Source organism: Lysinibacillus sp. FSL L8-0126 (assembly GCF_038630385.1).
Lineage (GTDB): Bacteria > Bacillota > Bacilli > Bacillales_A > Planococcaceae > Lysinibacillus > Lysinibacillus fusiformis_D.
This window is the reverse complement of sequence record NZ_CP152028.1, coordinates 2696165-2717273: the sequence shown is the minus strand read 5'-3', so window position 1 is coordinate 2717273 and position 21109 is coordinate 2696165. Positions and strand designations below refer to the sequence as shown.

The following is a 21109-nucleotide window of genomic DNA, read 5'->3' as shown; positions in this document are numbered from 1 at the left end:
AATTCCTCCTAAAAATGGTTGAAATGCGTTACGTGTATGGGCTTATTTAAATAAAAAAAGTCCCTACACGCAAATAATTGCATGCAGGGACGTTAAGTTACAAACTAACGCGGTACCACCCGGCTTGAAGATGTCATCCATCTTCCACTTCATTCAACCGCCTTTATCGCAGGCGCACACGTCTAAGCTCCAAGCACGTAATTCGTCTCTACACTATGACCAGTTTTCACCAACCACTGGCTCTCTAAACAGGGAATATAGATACTACTGCAAACTCTTCATCACTAGAAAACTATAAACATAATTCTATACGAATCTATTTCAAAGTCAATAACTATGTTCGAGCTAAAACATTATGTGCTATAATAGACAAGATTTTAGGAGGTCGATACATTGAAAGATTGGATTGAAAAAATCAATGCGAAGATCGATGAATTACTTGAACAAAAATGGATGAAGAAATTACGTATTTCAGGTAGTGTTACCTGGAACTTATTTTTACTATTTTTAGTCTTTGCATTGGTGGGCACTGTATTTGTCGGATCAGTTGGAGCTGGGTATTTCGCTTCTCTCGTAAAAGAAGAGCCATTACGCTCAAAAGAAGAGTTGCGCAATCAAATTTTTAGTTATGAAGAAACCAGTGAAATTTATTTTGCCAACGATATTTATATTGGGAAGTTACGGACAGATTTGGATCGCCGTGAAACATCACTTAGCAATGTAGCACCAGATGTTGTGAATGCTGTTCTAGCAACAGAAGATGAATATTTCCGCGATCATAACGGCATAGTACCAAAGGCGGTTGTTCGTGGTTTATTACAAGATGTCACTAACTCTGCTACGCAAACAGGTGGATCTACCCTTACTCAACAGCTTATTAAAAACCAAGTACTAACAAACGAAGTATCCTATGAACGTAAAGCTAAGGAAATCTTACTGGCAATGCGTTTAGAACATTTTATGACGAAGGAAGAAATATTAGAGGCTTACTTAAATATTATTCCGTACGGTCGTAACTCTTCAGGTCGAAATATCGCTGGTGTTGAAACAGCCGCTGAAGGGATTTTTGGTGTGAAAGCTAAAGAATTATCTCTTCCACAAGCTGCTTACATAGCTGGTATTCCACAGGCACCATTTGCCTACACACCTTTTACGAATACAGGTGAACTGAAAAGTGAAGAAGCTTTAAAGCCGGGTATTGATCGTATGAAAACGGTACTATATCGTATGAAAGAAGCTGGTTATATTGACGACGCGCAATACAAAGAAGCTTTAGATTATGATATAGCGGCAGATTTCCGCGGACCAGAAATGCGTGCGGAGGATCGTTACCCATGGCTAACATATGAGCTTGAAGCTCGTGCAAAAGAAATTATTGCAGAGAAACTAGCAAAAGAAGATGGGGTTGACCCAGAACGATTAAAAGCAGAAAAAAAACTAAAGGATAAATACACAATTTTAGCAGATCGTGATGTTCGTTCAAAGGGCTATCGTATTTACTCAACCATTAATAAAGATATGTATGATTCCATGCAAAAGGCCGCGAAGGACTTCCAGTATTACGGTCATACGTATACTGGTAAAGGAAAAGATCCTGTCACTGGTGAAGAAATAGATATTGAGATGCCTGTACAAGTGGGCAGTATTTTAATAGAAAATACTACAGGGAAAATTTTAAGCTTTGTCGGTGGTCGAGACTTTAAAACAACACAAGTAAACCACGCTACACAGGCTTTTCGCTCTAACGGTTCTACTATGAAACCATTACTTGTTTACGCTCCTGCTATAGAATATGGGGTAATCGGTGCAGGTAGCCCACTCGTTGATGTGAAATTCTCGATTGGTTCCTGGAGTCCAAGTAACTATATTACGAGTGATGAACGAGGTCTTATTCCAGCTCGTGAGGCATTAGCAGACTCTCAAAATATTTCAGCGCTCCGTTTATATAATGACATTATTAATAGACGCCCTGCTGATTTATTAGTAAAAATGGGATTCACAAAATTACATCCTGATGATTTTACAAACTTAGCAACGGGTATCGGTGCTTTAAGTGAAGGGACTACTGTTGAAGAAAACACAAATGCCTTTGCAACTTTTGCAAATGGTGGACAATTCATTGATGCTTATATGATTGATCGAATTGAAGACCAAGAAGGAAATATTGTTTATCAACATGAAGTGGAACCTGTCCAAGTGTTCAGTCCCGAAACATCTTATATCGTGACAGATATGTTACGTGATGTTCTAACGAAGGGAACAGGGACAATGGCACGAAATACGTTAAAATTCTCTTCTGATTTCGCTGCAAAAACAGGGACTTCTCAAGAGTATAAAGATGTTTGGTTAGTTGGCTATAATCCAAATGTATCCCTTGGTGTTTGGATGGGGTACGATCAGCCTCGTACACTTTATGCATTTAACAATACGTATTTACAGCCAAGTGTTCGTGTCAATAAGCTATGGGGCACTTTAATGAATGCTGTTTATGATGCAGACCCTCAATTAATTGATCCGCCGACAAGCTTTAAGGCGCCTAAAAATGTTGTGACTGCTTCATTCTGTGGTATTTCAGGTATGGCACCTTCTGCCGCTTGTGCAAACGCAGGTCTTGTACGTTCAGATTTATTTAATGCGAAAGTATTTTTACCGTCACAGCCTGATGATAGCTTAGCATCTTCAAGTGTTGTAACGATTAAAGGAAAAACCTATAATGCTCTGCCAAATACACCAGCAGAATTTGTTAAATCAGGTGGTGCAGGCATTAATCAAGCATTTATCAAACGAATGCTAGGAAGACTTGGTGGTAACCCAGCTAGTCTATTACCAAAGAATTCAACATTGTCGAATTCATCTGTATCAGCAGTTGATTTCCCAGCGGACGATAGCCCACCAGCAGCTGTAACAGCTACAGTAAATGGCTCGACATTATCATGGTCAGAGTCATCAAATGATGTTGTTGGTTATCGTATCTACAACGTTACGAATGGTGGTAACACACTTGTAACGTCTGTGCTAGAGTCAACACAAAGTATCTCTGTTGCTAGTGGACAAGCATATGTTGTGGTCGCTGTAGACATTACAGGTCTAACATCACCACAGTCTAATGTTGTTTCTACTGGTGGTAGCGAAAATGAACCTGACCCAGAGGAAAACGAGCAAGAACCAATTCCACCAACAACGCCACCTACAAATGGCAATGGCTCTGGTAGTAACGGTAATGGTTCTAATAATGGGAATGGCTCTAATAATGGTAACGGCTCTGGTAATAACGGCAACGGCTCTAATAACGGCGAGGGCTCTGGTAACAATGGCAATGGAACTGAAAACCCGGAAGATGGCTCAAATGGAGGAGACAATGGCAACACCCCTCCTCCTGACACATCAACAACAAGACGCTAATCTATGTGGCTTAGCATAAAGCAATCGAATAAAACAATCTAGCTAAACAGACTTACTACATCATTACTTATGAATTGTAGTAAGTCTGTTTTTTTGTCATTATAAAGAGGACTACTATTTTGAAGGGGTGGAAAAATATGAACATATTAGTTTTAGGAGGCACACGTTTTTTTGGTAAAAAGCTGGTGGAACTTTGTATTCAAAATGGACATGATGTAACGATTTTAACACGTGGTCAAAGCGGTAATCCCTTTGGTACAAATGTTAAGCAATTAGTGGCCAATCGTAATGATCGTGACGCTTTAGCACAGGCACTAGCTAATACTACATGGGATATTGTTTATGATAATATTTGCTATTCTCCCAACGAGGCACAAGCAATTTGTGAGCTATTAAAGGGGAAAACTAAAAAACTGGTTTTCACCTCTACTCTTTCAACCTATGAAGTAGATGGAAAGATGAAAAAGGAAGAAGACTTTGACCCATTCCAGTATCAAATTCGCATGGGTCAACAAGAGGAATTTTCTTATGGCGAGGGCAAACGACAAGCAGAGGCTGTCTTATTTAAAGAGGCTTCGTTCCCAGTTGTCGCTGTACGTTTTCCGATTGTGATGGGGGAACATGACTATACACATCGTTTACATTTCCATGTTGAACGTATTTTACAGGATCAACCGATCACTCTACCAAACATAGATGCAAAAATGAGCTATATTACAGATGAGGAAGCAGCTGCATTTTTATATTTTACTGGTGTTACTCCTATAGAAGGTCCATACAACGCTACTGCGTCTGGTACTATATCACTTAAGGATCTAATAGCTATGATTGAAGAGATAAGTGGTAAGCGTGCAAAAATTTCACTTATTGGCGGAAATGAGGAATCACAGTCACCCTACGGAGTTCCTGCAGACTGGTATATGTCGAATGAGAAAGCAGAGAAAGCAGGATTTACATTTAGTCAGCTTGAAAAGTGGCTACCCGAATTAGTGAGCACTTTAGTAAAACAGCTCCAATAACTCTTTAACAACACAAGACGGCTGGTACAAGAGGATTTTATCCAATGAAAAACCCAAACTATTTAACGAAACGCTCATCTAGTGTTTCGTAATAGTTCGGGTTATCTATTTATATAAGAAAATGTCTAGCCTTTATCATGGACAATTAATTATAACCCATCCTCTATTCGTTCAATGTAAAATCATCTTTAAAATAGCCACTGCTTTGTCAATCTCTTCCTTTGTGACCGTTAATGGTGGCAAGAGGCGAATAACAGTTGGTCCTGCCCCCACTAATAAAAGACCACGCTCTTCTGCTGCTGCAATATAAGGTGCTACCTCTGTATTACCACAACCAATCCCTAACAACAGACCCTGTCCCTGAATGGTATAGCTAGAAGGTAAATTTGCTTTTAGCTGAGCCACAAAATAAGCCGATACTTCTCGTACCTGCTGTAAAAATTCCGGCTCAAATACATGGCTCAAAACAGCTTGTGCTACATTCATTGCAAGAGGGTTTCCACCAAATGTTGTACCATGTGTTCCAGGGCTAAATGTCGCATGAAGCTCGGCAGTTCCTAGCATGGCGCCAACAGGGAAACCACCGCCTAATCCTTTTGCCAATGTCATAATATGTGGTTTTAATACCGTTTGTTCAAAGGCATAGCGTGTGCCCGTTCGTCCAATACCTGTTTGTACTTCATCAATAATTAGCAGTATCCCTTTGTCATCACAAGCTTTTGTAATAGCTGCTGCAAATTCTGCTGATACGCTATTGACACCGCCCTCTCCCTGAATCATTTCCAGCATAATAGCTGCTACCGAATCATCAATGGTTGCTTCAAGTGCGGCCACGTCATTGAATGGCAAAATCGTAAACTTTTCTACGAGTGGTCCAAAGCCATTATGTACTTTGCCTTGACCTGTTGCAGACATGGCGCCAAAGGTACGACCATGAAAGGATTTTTCAAATGTAATAATATGATGTTTTCCTGTATGCTTCCGCGCTAATTTAATAGCCGCCTCATTAGCCTCTGCTCCACTATTACAGAAAAAGGCATGAGCAAAGTGCGTATGGGCGATTAATTTTTGTGCTACCTTCTCCTGACCCGGTATATCAAAAAGGTTTGATATATGCCACAGCTTTTCACTTTGCTCTTGCAGTGCCTGCACAATGGCTGGATGGGCATGACCAAGGCTCACTACAGCAATTCCACTAGTAAAATCTAAATATTGTTTCCCTGTAGAATCTTCCACAACGGTCCCATGTCCTTTGACAATTTGTGCGCGGCGCTTACCGTAGTTCCCAAATAAAGCACTCATGTTATCATCTCCACTATCATTAGAAATAGTCTTCTTTCAACAACTATACTTATCACATTATCTTATTAGAACTCTAGGGCGAATGAAGTTTACTCGAAGCGATAATCGTTGTCCCTATTAATGTTTCTCCCACAATTTGCACAGAAGGAATACCTGCACGTAAACCGTCAATAGCCCCTTGTACTTTCGGAATCATTCCTCCGTATATATGCCCCTGCTCTGTCCACTGATCGATGAGAGCAGGTGTAGCTATTGATTGATATTCATCCTGAATACGAATACCACTCACATCCGTTACGAGTAATAAGCTATCTGCCCCTATCGCTAGCGCAATTTCACTTGCCACTGTATCACCATTTATATTGAGAGCCTGACCTGCTTCGTTAGCACCTACACAAGCAATAACTGGAACAATCCCCCCACTCATTAACATTTCCAATAATGACGTATTGATGGTTTTGATAGCTCCAACATAGCCATAAATAGCTCGATCTAAAAAGTCTGTGACCATCAATTGACCATCAAAGCCATTTAGCCCAAGAGCAGCTATACCTGCATGTGTTAATTCATGAACTAGCGCAGGATTCACTTGACCGATTAAAGTCGATTGGACAACTTTCATAGCCGCCTCATTCGTAACACGTATGCCATTTAATGTATGTGATTGTATACCTCGAGCAGCCAGTTCGCAATTAATGGCTGGACCACCACCATGGGTGATAATCAGTTCTACCCCACTTTCTTGTAACCTTTTAAAATTATCAAAGAAAGCTTCATTTAACCCTTCCAGTGTACTGCCTCCAAGCTTAATCACCATACGTTTACGAGCGGTATGAGGCATTGATTTGGACGTAGTCATATGTTAAGTCACATCCCCAAGCATGCCCCTTGCCTTCACCCAGACCAAGAGACACATAGATTTTTACTTCATGCATTTTTAATATTTGAATTAACGCATCTTCAGAGAAAGCAATTGGCTCACCGTTTTCAACCATTGTGGCACCACCAATTTGAATAGTAATTTTATCTGGATCTATAGTTGCTCCACTATACCCTACCGCAGCAATAATACGCCCCCAGTTAGCATCACAGCCAAAAACGGCCGTCTTCACAAGTGGTGAACCCACGACAGTTTTAGCAATTTTTCGTGCCTCTTCATCTGAAATTGCCCCCACAACTTCCACTTCTATGAGCTTTGTTGCCCCTTCTCCATCTTTGGCAATCATTTTTGCTAAATCTTCCGCCACTGTTTGCAACGTGTAATAAAAATTTTGCCAGTCTGGATGCTCAGGCGTTAGAGTATCATTTCCCGCTAAACCGTTTGCCAATACAACCACTGTGTCATTAGTGGATGTATCCCCATCCACTGTAATAGCGTTAAATGTCAAATTTGTAATAGCTGAAAAAGCCGCTTGTAACACATCAGATTCAATGTTGGCATCAGTTGTAATAAAACCAAGCATTGTTGCCATATTCGGTTCGATCATGCCTGAACCTTTTGCAACACCAGCGATAATGACTTCCTTGCCATCCACCGTTGTACTATAGCTTGTGTTTTTCATAACCGTATCTGTCGTCAAAATAGCTTGTGCAAAGTCAATGGCACTTTCTAAATTATCCTTTGGCTCTAGCTGTTGAATACCATTAGCAACTGGCTCCAATTTCATTATTTCGCCAATAACACCCGTTGAACAAACACCTATCAAATTCGGTGCAATTCCTAGCTTTTCAGCAGCTAACGCCTGCATCGTTTGGGCATCCTTAACCCCTTGTTTACCAGTGCAGGCATTCGCATTGCCAGAATTCACAACGATTGCTTGCATTTTCTTTGTTGTATAGACAACTTCTTTCGTGACTTTTAATGGTGCTGCTTGGACAGCGTTTGTTGTAAAAACACCAGCTACACTTGCGGGTACTTCGCTTACTAAAAGTGCTAAGTCTTTTTTCTTATGCTTTAAACCGCAATGTAATCCTGCCGCTTTAAAGCCTTTTGGTGAAACGATATTTTTACTTGATAATTTCTTCATTACAGTTGTTAACGTAGTGACTGTCATTCGAAATTCCTCCTTTGATGGATAAAATAAGACAAGCATACAGTTCCCTGCATGCTGTTAAATAAAGAACGGTACAACATCTAGCCCTGTCGTTTGTGGTAAATCAAATTGCACATTCATATTTTGAATGGCTTGCCCTGCTGCCCCTTTGACAAGATTGTCAATTACACTGACAATCGTGGCACGATTCGTACGGGAATCAACTTTTACCAAAATATCACAATAGTTTGATCCTTTCACACGATTTGTCCCTAAACCGTTTGCATCCGTAACTACTCGAACAAATGGATGCTTTTCATAGGTTGTCTGTAAACAAGTGATCAATTGTGCCTCTGTAATGCCAGGCATAACAGGTGCATAGGATGTCGCCAAAATCCCCCGTGTCATTGGCACCAAATGCGTATTAAAAGTAATCGTTGTATCTACATGAGCAAACATGGAAAGTGCCTGTTCGATTTCTGGTATATGCTGATGTGTATTTACTTTATAGATTAAAAAGCTCTCATTCGCCTCACTAAAGTGGGTCGTTTGTGATGGCTTATTGCCAGCTCCCGAAATACCGCTCTTAGCATCAATCACTAAAAAGCTCGGATCAATCAACCGCTCCTTTACAAGTGGCAATAAGGATAACAAAACCGCTGTTGGGTAACAGCCTGGATTAGCAATAAGTGTTGCTTGCTGGATAAGTTCTGTATTCCATTCCGTTAAGCCATACACACTCTGTTGCACACTATGGGATGGTGCCGCTTTTTTGCCATACCATGCTTCATAGCTTGCGAGATTTTTTAAGCGATAATCACCAGATAAATCGATTAATCTTGGTCCTTTTCCAATCAATGGCGGTAAAAGCTCACTAGTCACGCCAGATGGTGTACTCGTAAACAAAACATCAAATTTTTCTAAAGTGTCATACTCTATTTTTTGTAATGGCGTATCTACTATCGTAATAAGATGACCAAATTTTGAAGAAAAAAGTACACCCTCTTCTGATGAGGTAAATAAATCAATCTGATCCACAGCCGGATGGTTATGTAAAAATCGAATAAGCTCTAGTCCACCATATCCAGTTGCTCCAACAATACCTACTTTCAATGCACTCACCTCTGAAATAAGTTAAAAATAGTATACGTCTGCATATTTATTAAGTCAACTGAATTTTTATAAAATTATATATTTTCTCTGTAGACTTTACTTCATCTTTAGAATGCTTATGTAACATTGTAAAGTCAGAAAAAAGAAGGCAAGAATCCTTTCGTTCATCGAATGAATCCTTGCCTTCCTTTTATGCATATGTTGTATAAATATCAATTGTTGTTAGCTTACTTGTTTAATCTTCCATCGTCGATAAATCACCAGTTGGCAAATTTAATTCCCATGCTTTCAATACGCGACGCATAATTTTACCACTACGTGTTTTTGGCAATTTATCCTTAAATTCAATTTCACGCGGTGCTGCATGTGCAGATAAACCTTTCTTAACAAAATCACGGATATCTTCAATCAATGCATCAGAAGGTTCAACCCCTTCTCGTAAAGATACAAAGGCTTTAATGATTTCCCCCCGCACTGGATCTGGCTTCCCGATAACACCTGCTTCGATTACATCTGGATGCTCAAGTAGCTTGCTTTCTACTTCAAACGGTCCTACACGTTCACCAGCTGTCATGATGACATCATCCACACGTCCTTGAAACCAGAAGTAACCATCATCATCCATATAAGCCGAATCACCGGATACATACCATTGTCCTTTTAGGAAATAAGATTCATAGCGCTCTGGGTTGCCCCAAATTTGGCGCATCATGGCTGGCCAACCACGTTGAATAGCTAGATTACCCATTGTAAAGGGTGGCACTTCATTGCCAGCATCATCAACAATCGTTGCATGAATACCTGGAAGAGGTTTCCCCATCGAACCCGGCTTAATATCCATCGAAGGATAATTACAAATCATATGAGCTCCTGTCTCGGTCATCCACCATGTGTCATGTATACGATGTCCTAATTCCTCCATTCCCCAACGAATAACTTCTGGATTCAAAGGCTCACCGACAGATAACACATGTCGTAAAGAGGATAAATCATAGCTTTCGAGTAAACCACTACCTGCCCCCATGAGCATACGGAACGCAGTTGGCGCACTATACCAAACTGTTACACCATAATCCTCAATGGCTTGATACCATGCTTGCGGTGAAAATCTTCCGCCAACAATTAGCATTGTCACACCGTTTAACCAAGGCCCAAAAATACCATAGGCTGTTCCAGTAACCCATCCAGGATCGGCTGTACACCAATAGATATCGTCTTCCCGTAAATCAAGCACCCACTGTGTTGATTGATATTGCTGAATCATTGCATTATGGACATGCAACACACCCTTTGGAGCACCTGTTGAACCTGAAGTATAATGAAGAATCATCCCATCTTCTCTCTCAACCCACTCCACTTCAAATCGTGCCGAAGCCTCTTTTAAATGTTTATTAAAGTCTAGAATTTGAGCTGTTTCCTCAATATCCTCCCCAACTAAAAAAACATGTTCTAGCTGAGGCAATTTGGCTAATGGCACACGTTCAAGCAACGCTGGTGTTGTGACTAATACTTTCGCCTCACTATCTGCCAGACGATCATACACAGCTCCTTCCATAAAAGCTTCAAACAATGGTCCAACAATAACACCCATTTTCAGTGCACCTAACAATGAAAAGTAAAGCTCAGGTGAACGTGGCATAAAAATAAATAAACGATCACCCTTTTGCAGGCTAGTAGCTGATTTAAAAACGTTTGCCGCTTTATTTGTTAATCTCTTCATTTCATTAAAAGAGTAAGCCTCTTTTCGTTTACCATCATTAAAATAAAGTGCCACCTTATTTTTACGTTGTGTTTCTGTATGACGATCAATTGCCTCATACGCCATATTTACTAAACCTGTTTCGTACCAGCTAAATGCCTTTTCCGTATTCGTCCAATTATGAGACTTTGCTACTTCTTCGTAATTCGTTAAATGGTGTTGACCAGGTAAAGCCATTAGCTTCTCCTTCATTTTCATCCCCATAAAACTACCCCTTTCTTTGCTTTTGCATTTGTCTAAATTTCAACAATCCCCCCTGTTGAAATGTAGAAATAATCGTAAAAGCAAATTTGATATACAGCCTTTGTTATATAACAGTTTACTACTGTAATAATGATAGAATTCTTAATCACACTACTTTCATCTGTTAAATAACAGAAGCATTATATTTTTATTTTACACGAATTTTGATGGATTGTCTTAATATTTTCACTTTTCCAAAAATACAGGTATATTTTGCAAAAATAAGCGTTTTTCCGCAAGAAATCAGCTATAATGGAATTATTAAACTCAGGTGGTGTAATTATGGAACATAAAAAAACTTTTTTTTCTGTCACAAAGGAAACTAAGCATGGTACTGTGTATGTGGAAGGACCTGTACCTCCAGAAAAATTAGCTACATATTCATTCCATGAGGGCTTGGTTGCCTTCAGACCTCCAAAACAGCAGCAGCAGGCCATCATCGAAATTGCAGGGCTCCCAGAAGGTCGTATTATTATTATTCGAAACGAAGATATTATCGTAGGCTATGTTACCTATCTTTATCCTGATCCACTTGAACGATGGGCAGAAGATCGAATCGATGACATGATTGAATTGGGAGCCATTGAAGTCATTCCAGACTATCGTGGAACGGGTTCAGGTAAGGCTCTGCTAGCCGTTTCATTTATGGGAGATGAAATGGAAGACTATCTGGTGATTACTACCGAGTATTATTGGCATTGGGATTTAAAAGGAACGGGTTTAAATGTTTGGGACTACCGCAAAATGATGGAGAAAATGATGAGCTCCGTCGGCTTTGAATATTTCGCTACGGATGATCCCGAAATTACTTCACATCCAGCAAATTGCCTTATGGCACGTGAAGGAAAACGTGTGCCTCCTGAGACAATGGAAAGATTTGATAGGCTTCGTTTTAGAAATCGTTTCATGTATTAAAACCAACACAAAGGGGATGCGTATATGATCGTAGAAGAAATTATGAATGATGAGCCTTACACATTAGCGCCTACTAATACCGTGCATGAAGCACTAAAGCTAATGCGTGAAAAAAAAGTTCGTCATTTACCAGTTATAGATGAGGAACGTCATGTTTTAGGTGTAATTACTGAACGAGATATTAAAGAGGTCTTACCGTCATCATTACAGGATGAACCTCACTCTCCTGTTTTTAATGCAAAAGTAGAGGAAATTATGGTGAAAGACCCGCTTATCGGTCATCCACTAGATTTCGTTGAAGAGGTAGCTCTTACATTTTATGAAACGAAAATAGGCTGTTTACCGATTGTCTCTGGTGGAAAATTAGTAGGGATTGTGACAACAACAGACTTACTCTATACATATATAGAGCTGACCGGTGCTACGGAGCCTGGCTCAAAAATCGAGATCCGAGTATCAGATACGCCAGGGGTTTTATTTGAAATCACCAAAATATTTCATCAACATCATGCCAATGTCCAAAGCGTCTTAGTTTATCCTGATTCTGAAAATACACAAAATAAAATTTTAAGTGTCCGAGTAAAAACACTGAATCCTTTAGCCATGATTGAAGACCTTCGCAAAGAGGGCTTTGATGTTCTCTGGCCCAATTTACCAGGTGTTTCATTATAATGAAAAAGGCCGTATTCGTTTACTCGCCTGAACAACTCGGATATAAATTTTCAGATACACATCCTTTCAATCATAAACGCTTGACGCTAACTATGGATTTACTAAAAAATATCAATGCTCTTGATGATGTGGATATTGTGCCTGCTCGTGTTGCAACGGAAGAAGAGTTATTGCTTGCACATGATCCAAAATATATAGACATCGTGAAAAGAGCTGGACATGGTGAATTATCGGAAGCACAATGTGAAAGCTATGGTATTGGCACTGAAGATACACCTATTTTTGCCAATATGCATGAAGCAAGTGCACAGCTCGTTGGTGGAACGTTAACCGCTGTTGATTATGTAATGGAAGGTAAAGCCGAACATGCCCTCAACCTTGGCGGAGGGCTACATCATGGTTTCCGTGGTCGTGCATCAGGATTTTGTATTTACAATGATAGTACGGTTGCTATTCGTTACTTGCAGGAAAAATACAATGCTCGTGTACTTTACGTAGACACAGATGCTCATCATGGAGACGGTGTCCAATGGAGCTTTTATGAGGATCCAAATGTTTGTACATTGTCTATTCACGAAACTGGCCGCTATCTCTTTCCAGGAACAGGAAACATCACAGAGCGGGGCAATGGTCAAGGCTATGGAACCTCGTTTAATTTTCCAATGGATGCTTTCACAGAGGATGAAAGTTTCCTAGATATTTATGAACAGTCCATGCGAGAGGTTTTTGAGTTTTTCAAGCCCGATGTTGTGTTAACACAAAATGGTGCTGATGCCCATTTTTTTGATCCGTTAACACATTTACACGGAACGATGAATATTTATCGTGAAATTCCAAGGCTCGCCCATCAATTAGCACATGAGTATTGTCAGGGGAAATGGATTGCTGTTGGTGGTGGTGGCTATGATATTTGGCGAGTGGTGCCTCGCGCCTGGTCCATGTTATGGTTGGAAATGACTGATCAAGTATGTCCAACAGGATCACTCCCTCAGGCATGGCTTGATCGCTGGCAGCCAGAAGCACCTGTTCCTTTTATACCAACTTGGGAGGACCCAATTCCTTTATATGAGCCCATTCCTCGAAAAGCTGAAATCGAAGAGAAGAATGCTCAAATGTTAGCCAAAGCGCTACATATTATTCGAAATGAAAAAAGAGATTAACTTTTTTTGCCTCACGATCAACGTGAGGCTTTTTCATTGGAGCGATAATGGCCCGCCGCATTTAATCCATCGCTTCTATAGTTCTATTCTTCATTTTGGAGTTCTATCCACCACTTTTATAGTTTTATCCACTACTTTTAGAATTCTATCCTTCATTTTTATAGTCCTATCCACCACTTTTGCAGTTCTATCCATCCATATAAAAAAACACGCAAACTCTTCACAAGTTTACGTGTTACAATCATTATTTACTTTTGACCGATTGTCGATGCTCAATACGGTGGGGTAGAATAACTGCCTCGTCCTCGACAGGCTCCTTGCTCATTAATTTTGTCAGCAAGCGCATGGCAACTGCTCCAATATCATATAGCGGTAATGCTACACTTGTTAGCTGTGGGCGTACCATTCGCGCTAGCTTTGAGTTCTCAAAGCTGATGACTTCAATATCCTCTGGAACATTTTTGCCTGCGTCTTGTGCGCCATGAATTAAGCCGATTGCCAGCTCATCACTGCCTGCAAAATAAGCTGTTGGTGGATGTTCGAGAGCAGATAATATTTCCCAAGCCTCTAAGCCCATGTCATAGCTAGACTCTTCTGCGGCAATTAATGCCTCATCTATTGGTAAACCAGCATCCTGCAATGCTTTCTTATAGGCTGCTAGCTTGAATTTTCCGTTAATTGTATACGAAAGTGGACCAGTTACGAAACCAATACGTGTATGTCCATTTTGAATAAGTAATGAAATTGCTTCATAGGCCGCTTGGAAATAATCGATATTCACAGTGGCAATTGTCTGCGATTCATCAACCGAGCCAGCTAGCACAATCGGTACTGGAGAATGATCCATCGTTTGTTGCATTTTTTCTGTGACCTCATCACTCATCATAACAATTCCATCTACTTGTTTTCCAAGCATCGTATCCAGTAGCTGTAACTCTTTATCTTCATGTTGATCTGAGTTGGCTAAAATAATATTATAACGATACATCGTGGCAATATCCTCTACACCACGAGCCAGCTCCGCATAAACATTGTTTGCAATATCTGGGATAATCACGCCAACTGTTGTTGTTTTCTTACTTGCTAAACCTCGCGCTACTGCGTTTGGACGGTATTCTAATCGCTCAATTACTTCTAATACTTTTTTTCGTGTTGCTGGTTTTACATTTTGATTACCATTGACTACACGAGAGACCGTTGCCATGGAAACATTCGCTTCTCTTGCAACATCATAAATTGTAACAGTCATCGTACGTGCCTCCCTTTTTTCCTATTATAGCCTTATCATACGATAATTTTCATATTATTTTCAAGAAGAACTACGTAAAAACCAAGTACTAATAGTCCTATTCTAGACATTATTTTGTCACGATATAACAAACACCGCCTGCCGAAGTAAGCAAGCGGTGTTCGCTGTTAACAATTAAGCATGAATTTCATGATTCTTCATGAATTTTTGTAGTGTTTCATAGAATGCGTCAAATGTTGGAATGTCCATTTGTTGTTGTGAATCAGACAATGCTACAGATGGATCTGGATGCACTTCTGCCATAACGCCATCAGCGCCAATTGCGATGGCTGCTTTAGCACATGGTAATAATAAATCACGACGACCTGTTGAATGCGTTACATCTACGAATACTGGCAAATGCGTTTCTTGTTTTAAAATTGGTACAGCTGAAATATCTAATGTATTACGTGTTGCTTTTTCATAAGTACGAATACCACGCTCACAAAGGATAATGTTTTCATTGCCTTTAGACATAATATACTCAGCAGCATGAATGAACTCATCAATTGTAGCAGCTAAGCCTCGTTTTAATAGGACAGGTTTATTTGTTGCACCTGCTGCCTTTAATAATTCAAAGTTTTGCATATTACGTGCACCAATTTGGATAACATCTATATAGTCTAATGCTTCCTCTAAATGACCTGGTGTTACGATTTCTGTAATCACACCTAAACCATATTCCTCTGACACACGTTTTAAAATTTTAAGTCCTTCTAGCCCAAGACCTTGGAAGTCATATGGAGAAGTACGTGGTTTATAAGCACCACCGCGAATTAACTTTTCGCCTTTTGCTTTAATAGAAGCGGCAACAGCTGCTACTTGCTCATACGACTCAACTGCACAAGGACCAAATACGAAAGATGGCTTCCCTTGTCCAATTAATTCACCATTGATATTAACAACTGTATCTTCGGATTTCTTTTTACGAGATACAAGCAATTCCTTCTTCTTATCAGCTTCTAATTGTTTTAAAGCTGTTTTAAAGATTTGCTTAAATATATAATCAACCGTCATTTGGTTTAATGGTCCTTGATTGTGTTCTTTAATAAGATCGAGCATGTGTCTTTCACGTAGTGGATCATAGCGATTCACACCTTGCTTTTCTTTAATCTTACCGATTTCATCAACTACAGCTGCACGTTCGTTAATTAGACGAAGAATTTCTAAGTTTAAACCGTCAATTTGACTACGTAAGCTTTCTAAATCTTTTTGGCTCATGCTTACTTGCTCCTCTCCTCATGACAGACACTTTCAGAACTCTGAAATGTATGTTACATTTTTAGATAATAGCATTATTATAATCAATGTTGTTCAGAATGTCACGCATTTTTAATTTAGCGCTTCAACTCGCTAAATTATTTTTCAAGTATGACGCGAAAGGAAGCGATTACATTGAGTTCTAAATTATTCGCACTTGATATTGGTACACGCTCAGTGGTCGGGATTATTCTACAAGAAGAAAATGACCATTTTCATGTGGAAGATATTTTAGTGAAAGAGCATAAAGAACGTGCCATGGTAGATGGTCAAATACATAATGTCATGTATGTGGCAGATTTAATAAATGAAATAAAACGTGAACTCGAAGAAAAACATGGTCCTCTTACAAAGGTAAGTGTGGCTGCCGCAGGTCGATCTTTGAAAACTGAACAAGCTAGTGTGACCATTAATATACGTAATCGGCCTATTTTTACTGAAGAAGATATTAGTCGCTTGGAACTTCAGGCCGTTCAACAAGCACAGCAACAACTTTTACAACAAAAGGAGGATGCAAAGATTAGCCACTATTATTGTGTAGGCTATTCAGTCCTCTATTATCGCTTGGATGGCGAGGAAATCGGCAGTCTGCTCGATCAACAAGGTGATGAAGCACAAATTGAAGTGATTGCCACTTTCCTACCTCGCGTTGTTGTGGAATCACTTATTGCTGCTCTTAAACGGGCAGATTTAGAAATGGAAGCACTGACATTAGAACCTATTGCTGCCATTAATGTGCTCATTCCGCCAACGATGCGTCGCTTAAATGTGGCACTTGTTGATATAGGGGCAGGAACATCTGATATCGCGATCACTGATAAAAGTACAGTTGTGGCCTATGGTATGGTGCCAACAGCTGGCGACGAAATTACAGAAGCATTAAGCGACCACTATTTACTAGACTTCCCTGTAGCAGAAGAGGCAAAACGTCAGCTCCAAACAGCAGAAGAAATATTAATTCAAGATATCCTAGGATTTGATCAGTTTTATCCAAAGAATGAGGTGTTATTAGCAATTGAGCCTGCAGTGAAGCAACTGGCAAAGTCTATTGGTGAAGAAATCTTACGACTCAATAATCGTGTCGCACCGAAAGCCGTTATGTTAGTTGGTGGTGGTAGCTTAACACCCAATCTGACTACAGAACTTGGACAAGTCCTTGACTTACCAGCAAATCGTATCGCTGTTCGAGGTATTGATGCTATTCAAAACCTTACAAAGGAAGAACATATAAAAGCATCACCTGAGTTAGTCACGCCGATTGGAATTGCGATTGCTGCTAAAAAAATGCCGATTCAATATATGAGTTTAACGGTTAATAATCAAGTGGTTCGCCTTTTTGAATTAAAGGAAATGACTGTGGCGGATGCTTTTTTAGCGGCAAATATACGAGCAAAGCAATTATATGGAAAACCTGGACTTGGGCTATCTGTCAGTGTCAATGGACAAGATATTTTTATCCCAGGTGGTCATGGGCAACCAGCAGAAATATTGGTCAATGGCCAACAGGCATCTACCAAAACATTGATTAAATCGGGTGATGCTATTCAGCTAATTGAAGGGCAAGATGGGCAAACTGCAACAGCTACAGTGAGAGATCTTGTTGATGATGCAGCGATAAAAACAATTACAATACAACAAACCAAATATGTGATTGAGCCAAAAATTACTGTCAATCAATCACCTGCATCACTTGATACAATTTTAAATGATCGTGATAGAGTAGTTTTTGATATAGCTGATACAATTGAAGATGTATTTAAAGTCACGAACAACTGGAATTTAGTCAAACAATTTGAATCCTATTCTATTCAAGTGGACAGTCAACCTTTGTATTTACCAGAATTCTCTTCACAGCTAATGATTAATGGAAAAATAGCTAAAATGAGCTATGCGGTTCAAGATGGCGATATCATTAGCTTTCACCAACCATCTTTACCAACCGTACAACGTATAGCAGACCAAATGAACCTTTTGCTAGAGGATAAAATCATTATTCATTTCCAACAGGAAGTTTTAGAACTTAAGAAAACAGCAAATGAGGCGCTCGTCAATCAAAACGTTGTATCACCACTGTCCACTGTGCCGAATGGAGCAACTATCGAATTTAGAGAAAAGGATCGCAGTCGTTGGATTTATCAGGATGTATTCCGTTTCTCTAATTGGCAGTTACCAGGTACATTTAAAGGGAATTTCACGATTTTAAGAAATGGTCAACCAGCAAGCTTTGATACAGAAATATTTGGTGGCGATCAACTAGAAATACTATTAGAAGCTTCACCCATCACTTAAAAAAGGGATACGTTACATCATTATCATGTAACGTATCCCTTTTTATTATGCATTATGCGCGTACTTCTTCATTTGTCTCTTCTGTTTGTTCCTTTATTTCTTGAGCTTTAGGTTCCTCACTAGGAATAAATTCCTCTAGCGGTTCTTCACCCTCAAAGGAAACCGTACCATCATCAAAAACAGCTGGTGCTTTTGCCGTTTTCAATGTTTTTACTTTTTCCACTAATTGTGTAGATTGTTCTTGAAGTTGTTTAGAAAGTTGAACCGTTTTATCTTTTGCAGTTGTCGAGAAGTCTGCACTCTTATCTTTTAACTGAACAGCTTGTACCGCCACATCACTACGTAAATCTTTTCCTGATTTTGGGGCTAACAGTAGACCTGCCGCAGCACCTACGATTCCTCCGACTAATGCGCCAATCACAAAATCTTTCATGTTTACACGCTCCTCTTCATAAATCGAGTCTTGTGAATGATAAAGCTGAGGTAAAGAACTTTCAAGCTGTTGTTCCTTTACTTCGTTAAAATTTGGCTTTTGAGTTGTCATACAACAATTCCTCCCCATCTTATTATCAAATTTGTCTAGACTGGTTGTCCATCTACTTTCACAGATGCATCTACAACTTATGTCTAAGACTTTATTTTTATTCAGTCAGCATGTAATACTCACTGAATAATTATCATTTTTTACGACCCCATTTTCTTTTTGGCTTTTCTTCTACCTGTACCGTTTCAAATGCATAGGCATCCTCAGAAACTGACTCTTGCTCAATGATTTTGCGTTTTTTCCACTTATCCGCAATACCCATCGCCACATTACTCCATTGTACAACCTGTGCAATTTTTTCTTCGTTTTGTTCTACGCTTTTAGAAACAGAAGAAGTGATTTGCTGTACAGAATTATTTAAACCATTAACGGAATCACCAATACCTTTAACAGCTTGAACAACTGAATTTAATTGTTCCGATTTATGTTGAATATCATCTGCTAAGCTATTTGTTTTTGTTAATAAGGACGTTGTTTCACGCGTAATGCCTTCCATTTGTCCTTCAATCCCAGATAATGTCCCAGCTAAACTGTTTAAAATGGACTTGAGCGAAAATAATGTCATACCAACGCTCACACATAAAATTAAAAATCCGATTGCAGCAATAATGGCTGCAATATACAAAATCACTTCCATAAGATAACCTCCTGCTAGTAAATTGTCTTTACTATTACTTTCCCTATCTTCGACAAAAAAAACGGAATTCCTTCTCAAATTTGAGAAAAAACAGCTTAACCCCTACGGACTAAGCTGTTTCATTGTTTGTAAGCACGTCTTCAAAAGCATCTTGGAACTTGTGAACATCACCAGCGCCCATAAATAAAAATACTGCGCCTTTATGTTTTGTTAATATATCAATTCCTTCAGTGGTAATCACTGCACTGCCTTCGATAAGAGACGCTAAATCATGAATAGATAGTGCACCTTGCGTTTCTCTTGCAGAGCCAAATATATCACATAAATAGGCTGTATCTGCAAGGCTCAAACTATCCGCAAAATCTTGTAAAAAAGCTTGGGTACGTGTAAATGTATGTGGTTGGAAAATAGCAACTAGCTCACGTTCAGGGAACTTTTGTCGTGCCGATTGAATTGTTGCACGAATTTCCGTTGGATGGTGTGCATAGTCGTCTATTAAAACAGTATCCCCTATATCGGTTTCAGTAAAACGTCTCTTAACACCTTTATATGTGTGTAGACGCTCCTGAATAATATCAGGTGAAATGCCTTCATATTCGCATAGCGTAATGACAGCCAATGTATTTAAAACAGCATGATCCCCAAATAACGGGATAAAGAAAGTACTATAAAATTCATTGCGAACAAATACATCAAATTTTGTACCTTTAGTTGTTTTTTCTACATTACGCGCTTCGAAGTCATTTTCAGCACCAAATCCATAATAGACAACTGGTACTTTTGCTTGAATACGCTGAAGCTGTTCATCATCACCACATGCGATGATTGCTTTTTTCACTTGTAACGCTAATGATTGAAATGCAGAATATACATCCTCTATGTTGGCAAAGTAGTCTGGATGATCAAAATCGATATTAGTCATCACAGCATAATCTGGATTGTAGGCTAAGAAGTGACGGCGATATTCACATGCTTCCATCACAAAGAAATCAGCATTTTCATGCCCTGCACCTGTACCATCACCAATTAAATAAGATGTTGGCTTATAACCGCCTACAACATGTGCCATCAAGCCTGTTGTAGATGTTTTACCATGCGCACCTGTGATTGCAATGGATGTATAGTTGCCAATATATTCACCTAAAAATTTATGGTAACGAATGATTTCTACACCGATTTCTTGGGCACGTACTAATTCAGGATGATCATCTGGAAACGCATTTCCTGCAATTACTGTCATGCCTTCTTTAATATTATCTGCATTAAATGTAAAAATTGGAATATTACGTTCACGTAACGGCTGCTCCGTGAAGAAATATTTATCGACATCTGAGCCCTGTACTTGTTCACCAGCATCAAATAAGATTTGTGCAAGCGAACTCATGCCAGAACCTTTAATGCCTGTGAAATGAAAAACTGTCATTAATTAAACCCCCCGGGAATTTCAATATCCCATCTATCATCTATTAGGTG

Annotated in this window: 16 protein-coding genes and 1 other annotated feature; of the genes, 6 read left to right on the top strand and 10 right to left on the bottom strand. The window is 39.4% G+C overall.

Annotation, left to right across the window (positions count from 1 at the left end):
- Positions 1–82: 82 nt before the first annotated feature.
- Positions 83–291: a binding site (T-box leader), on the bottom strand.
- 102 nt (positions 292–393) lie between these two features.
- Both MHI34_RS13370 and MHI34_RS13365 read left to right on the top strand, forming a co-directional pair.
- Positions 394–3402 carry a transglycosylase domain-containing protein gene (locus MHI34_RS13370; RefSeq protein ID WP_089934189.1) on the top strand — a complete coding sequence of 1003 codons (3009 nt, stop codon included), beginning with the start codon at positions 394–396 and terminating at the stop codon, positions 3400–3402.
- A gap of 137 nt (positions 3403–3539) precedes the next feature.
- The gene (locus tag MHI34_RS13365; RefSeq protein ID WP_036118853.1) at positions 3540–4421 is read left to right on the top strand and encodes an NAD-dependent epimerase/dehydratase family protein; all 882 of its coding nucleotides are present in this window, start codon (positions 3540–3542) and stop codon (positions 4419–4421) included.
- A gap of 171 nt (positions 4422–4592) precedes the next feature.
- Here the strand turns inward: MHI34_RS13365 and MHI34_RS13360 are convergent, their stop codons facing one another.
- The 5 genes from MHI34_RS13360 to acsA form a co-directional block, all read right to left on the bottom strand.
- On the bottom strand, positions 4593–5723 hold the full coding sequence (locus tag MHI34_RS13360) for an acetylornithine transaminase (RefSeq protein WP_340809355.1): 1131 nt from the start codon (positions 5721–5723) through the stop codon (positions 4593–4595).
- Positions 5724–5796: 73 nt separating this feature from the next.
- On the bottom strand, positions 5797–6582 hold the full coding sequence (argB, locus tag MHI34_RS13355) for an acetylglutamate kinase (protein ID WP_340809356.1): 786 nt from the start codon (positions 6580–6582) through the stop codon (positions 5797–5799).
- Positions 6545–7777, bottom strand: coding sequence for a bifunctional glutamate N-acetyltransferase/amino-acid acetyltransferase ArgJ (gene argJ, locus MHI34_RS13350; protein WP_340809357.1), 1233 nt, complete (start codon positions 7775–7777; stop codon positions 6545–6547). The genes argB and argJ overlap by 38 nt, the downstream gene beginning before the upstream one ends.
- Before the next feature lie 57 nt (positions 7778–7834).
- The gene (gene argC / locus MHI34_RS13345; protein WP_170829887.1) at positions 7835–8869 is read right to left on the bottom strand and encodes an N-acetyl-gamma-glutamyl-phosphate reductase; all 1035 of its coding nucleotides are present in this window, start codon (positions 8867–8869) and stop codon (positions 7835–7837) included.
- Between the two features lie 235 nt (positions 8870–9104).
- On the bottom strand, positions 9105–10826 hold the full coding sequence (gene acsA / locus MHI34_RS13340) for an acetate--CoA ligase (protein WP_089934201.1): 1722 nt from the start codon (positions 10824–10826) through the stop codon (positions 9105–9107).
- 327 nt (positions 10827–11153) lie between these two features.
- On the opposite strand from acsA, the gene MHI34_RS13335 reads away from it, so the two are divergent.
- The 3 genes from MHI34_RS13335 to MHI34_RS13325 are packed head-to-tail and all read left to right on the top strand — an operon-like array spanning position 11154 to position 13618.
- Positions 11154–11786, top strand: a complete 633-nt coding sequence (locus MHI34_RS13335) for a GNAT family N-acetyltransferase (protein WP_036118837.1) — start codon at positions 11154–11156, stop codon at positions 11784–11786.
- 24 nt (positions 11787–11810) lie between these two features.
- Positions 11811–12458, top strand: a complete 648-nt coding sequence (locus MHI34_RS13330; RefSeq protein WP_058843409.1) for an acetoin utilization AcuB family protein — start codon at positions 11811–11813, stop codon at positions 12456–12458.
- Positions 12458–13618, top strand: coding sequence for an acetoin utilization protein AcuC (locus MHI34_RS13325; protein WP_036118833.1), 1161 nt, complete (start codon positions 12458–12460; stop codon positions 13616–13618). The genes MHI34_RS13330 and MHI34_RS13325 overlap by 1 nt, the downstream gene beginning before the upstream one ends.
- Positions 13619–13862: 244 nt before the next feature.
- Here the strand turns inward: MHI34_RS13325 and ccpA are convergent, their stop codons facing one another.
- Both ccpA and MHI34_RS13315 read right to left on the bottom strand, forming a co-directional pair.
- Positions 13863–14867, bottom strand: a complete 1005-nt coding sequence (ccpA, locus tag MHI34_RS13320; RefSeq protein WP_036118832.1) for a catabolite control protein A — start codon at positions 14865–14867, stop codon at positions 13863–13865.
- 174 nt (positions 14868–15041) lie between these two features.
- Positions 15042–16127: a bifunctional 3-deoxy-7-phosphoheptulonate synthase/chorismate mutase gene (locus tag MHI34_RS13315; RefSeq protein WP_036118830.1), complete on the bottom strand. Its 1086-nt coding sequence runs from the start codon at positions 16125–16127 to the stop codon at positions 15042–15044.
- Between the two features lie 174 nt (positions 16128–16301).
- Here MHI34_RS13315 and pilM point away from each other — a divergent pair, with 174 nt between their 5' ends.
- Complete coding sequence (pilM, locus tag MHI34_RS13310; RefSeq protein ID WP_036118828.1) at positions 16302–18455, top strand: pilus assembly protein PilM; 2154 nt, start codon at positions 16302–16304, stop codon at positions 18453–18455.
- A 52-nt stretch (positions 18456–18507) separates the two neighbouring features.
- On the opposite strand, the gene MHI34_RS13305 is transcribed toward pilM, so the two are convergent.
- From MHI34_RS13305 to murC, 3 genes are all read right to left on the bottom strand, one after another.
- On the bottom strand, positions 18508–18999 hold the full coding sequence (locus MHI34_RS13305; protein WP_036118827.1) for a YtxH domain-containing protein: 492 nt from the start codon (positions 18997–18999) through the stop codon (positions 18508–18510).
- A gap of 133 nt (positions 19000–19132) precedes the next feature.
- On the bottom strand, positions 19133–19636 hold the full coding sequence (locus tag MHI34_RS13300; RefSeq protein ID WP_036118825.1) for a DUF948 domain-containing protein: 504 nt from the start codon (positions 19634–19636) through the stop codon (positions 19133–19135).
- Positions 19637–19745: 109 nt separating this feature from the next.
- A complete protein-coding gene (gene murC / locus MHI34_RS13295) occupies positions 19746–21059 on the bottom strand; it encodes a UDP-N-acetylmuramate--L-alanine ligase (RefSeq protein ID WP_036118824.1) in 1314 nt (437 codons plus the stop codon).
- Positions 21060–21109: the final 50 nt, after the last annotated feature.

Bases quoted from the DNA above. Each gene is read 5' to 3' on its own strand.
- argJ (WP_340809357.1), bottom strand. From the start codon at position 7,777: ATGACAGTCACTACGTTAACAACTGTAATGAAGAAATTATCAAGTAAA.
- MHI34_RS13300 (WP_036118825.1), bottom strand. From the start codon at position 19,636: ATGGAAGTGATTTTGTATATTGCAGCCATTATTGCTGCAATCGGATTT.
- MHI34_RS13365 (WP_036118853.1), top strand. From the start codon at position 3,540: ATGAACATATTAGTTTTAGGAGGCACACGTTTTTTTGGTAAAAAGCTG.
- argB (WP_340809356.1), bottom strand. From the start codon at position 6,582: ATGACTACGTCCAAATCAATGCCTCATACCGCTCGTAAACGTATGGTG.
- murC (WP_036118824.1), bottom strand. From the start codon at position 21,059: ATGACAGTTTTTCATTTCACAGGCATTAAAGGTTCTGGCATGAGTTCG.
- MHI34_RS13330 (WP_058843409.1), top strand. From the start codon at position 11,811: ATGATCGTAGAAGAAATTATGAATGATGAGCCTTACACATTAGCGCCT.
- acsA (WP_089934201.1), bottom strand. From the start codon at position 10,826: ATGAAAATGAAGGAGAAGCTAATGGCTTTACCTGGTCAACACCATTTA.
- ccpA (WP_036118832.1), bottom strand. From the start codon at position 14,867: ATGACTGTTACAATTTATGATGTTGCAAGAGAAGCGAATGTTTCCATG.
- MHI34_RS13335 (WP_036118837.1), top strand. From the start codon at position 11,154: ATGGAACATAAAAAAACTTTTTTTTCTGTCACAAAGGAAACTAAGCAT.
- MHI34_RS13305 (WP_036118827.1), bottom strand. From the start codon at position 18,999: ATGACAACTCAAAAGCCAAATTTTAACGAAGTAAAGGAACAACAGCTT.
- MHI34_RS13315 (WP_036118830.1), bottom strand. From the start codon at position 16,127: ATGAGCCAAAAAGATTTAGAAAGCTTACGTAGTCAAATTGACGGTTTA.
- MHI34_RS13360 (WP_340809355.1), bottom strand. From the start codon at position 5,723: ATGAGTGCTTTATTTGGGAACTACGGTAAGCGCCGCGCACAAATTGTC.
- MHI34_RS13325 (WP_036118833.1), top strand. From the start codon at position 12,458: ATGAAAAAGGCCGTATTCGTTTACTCGCCTGAACAACTCGGATATAAA.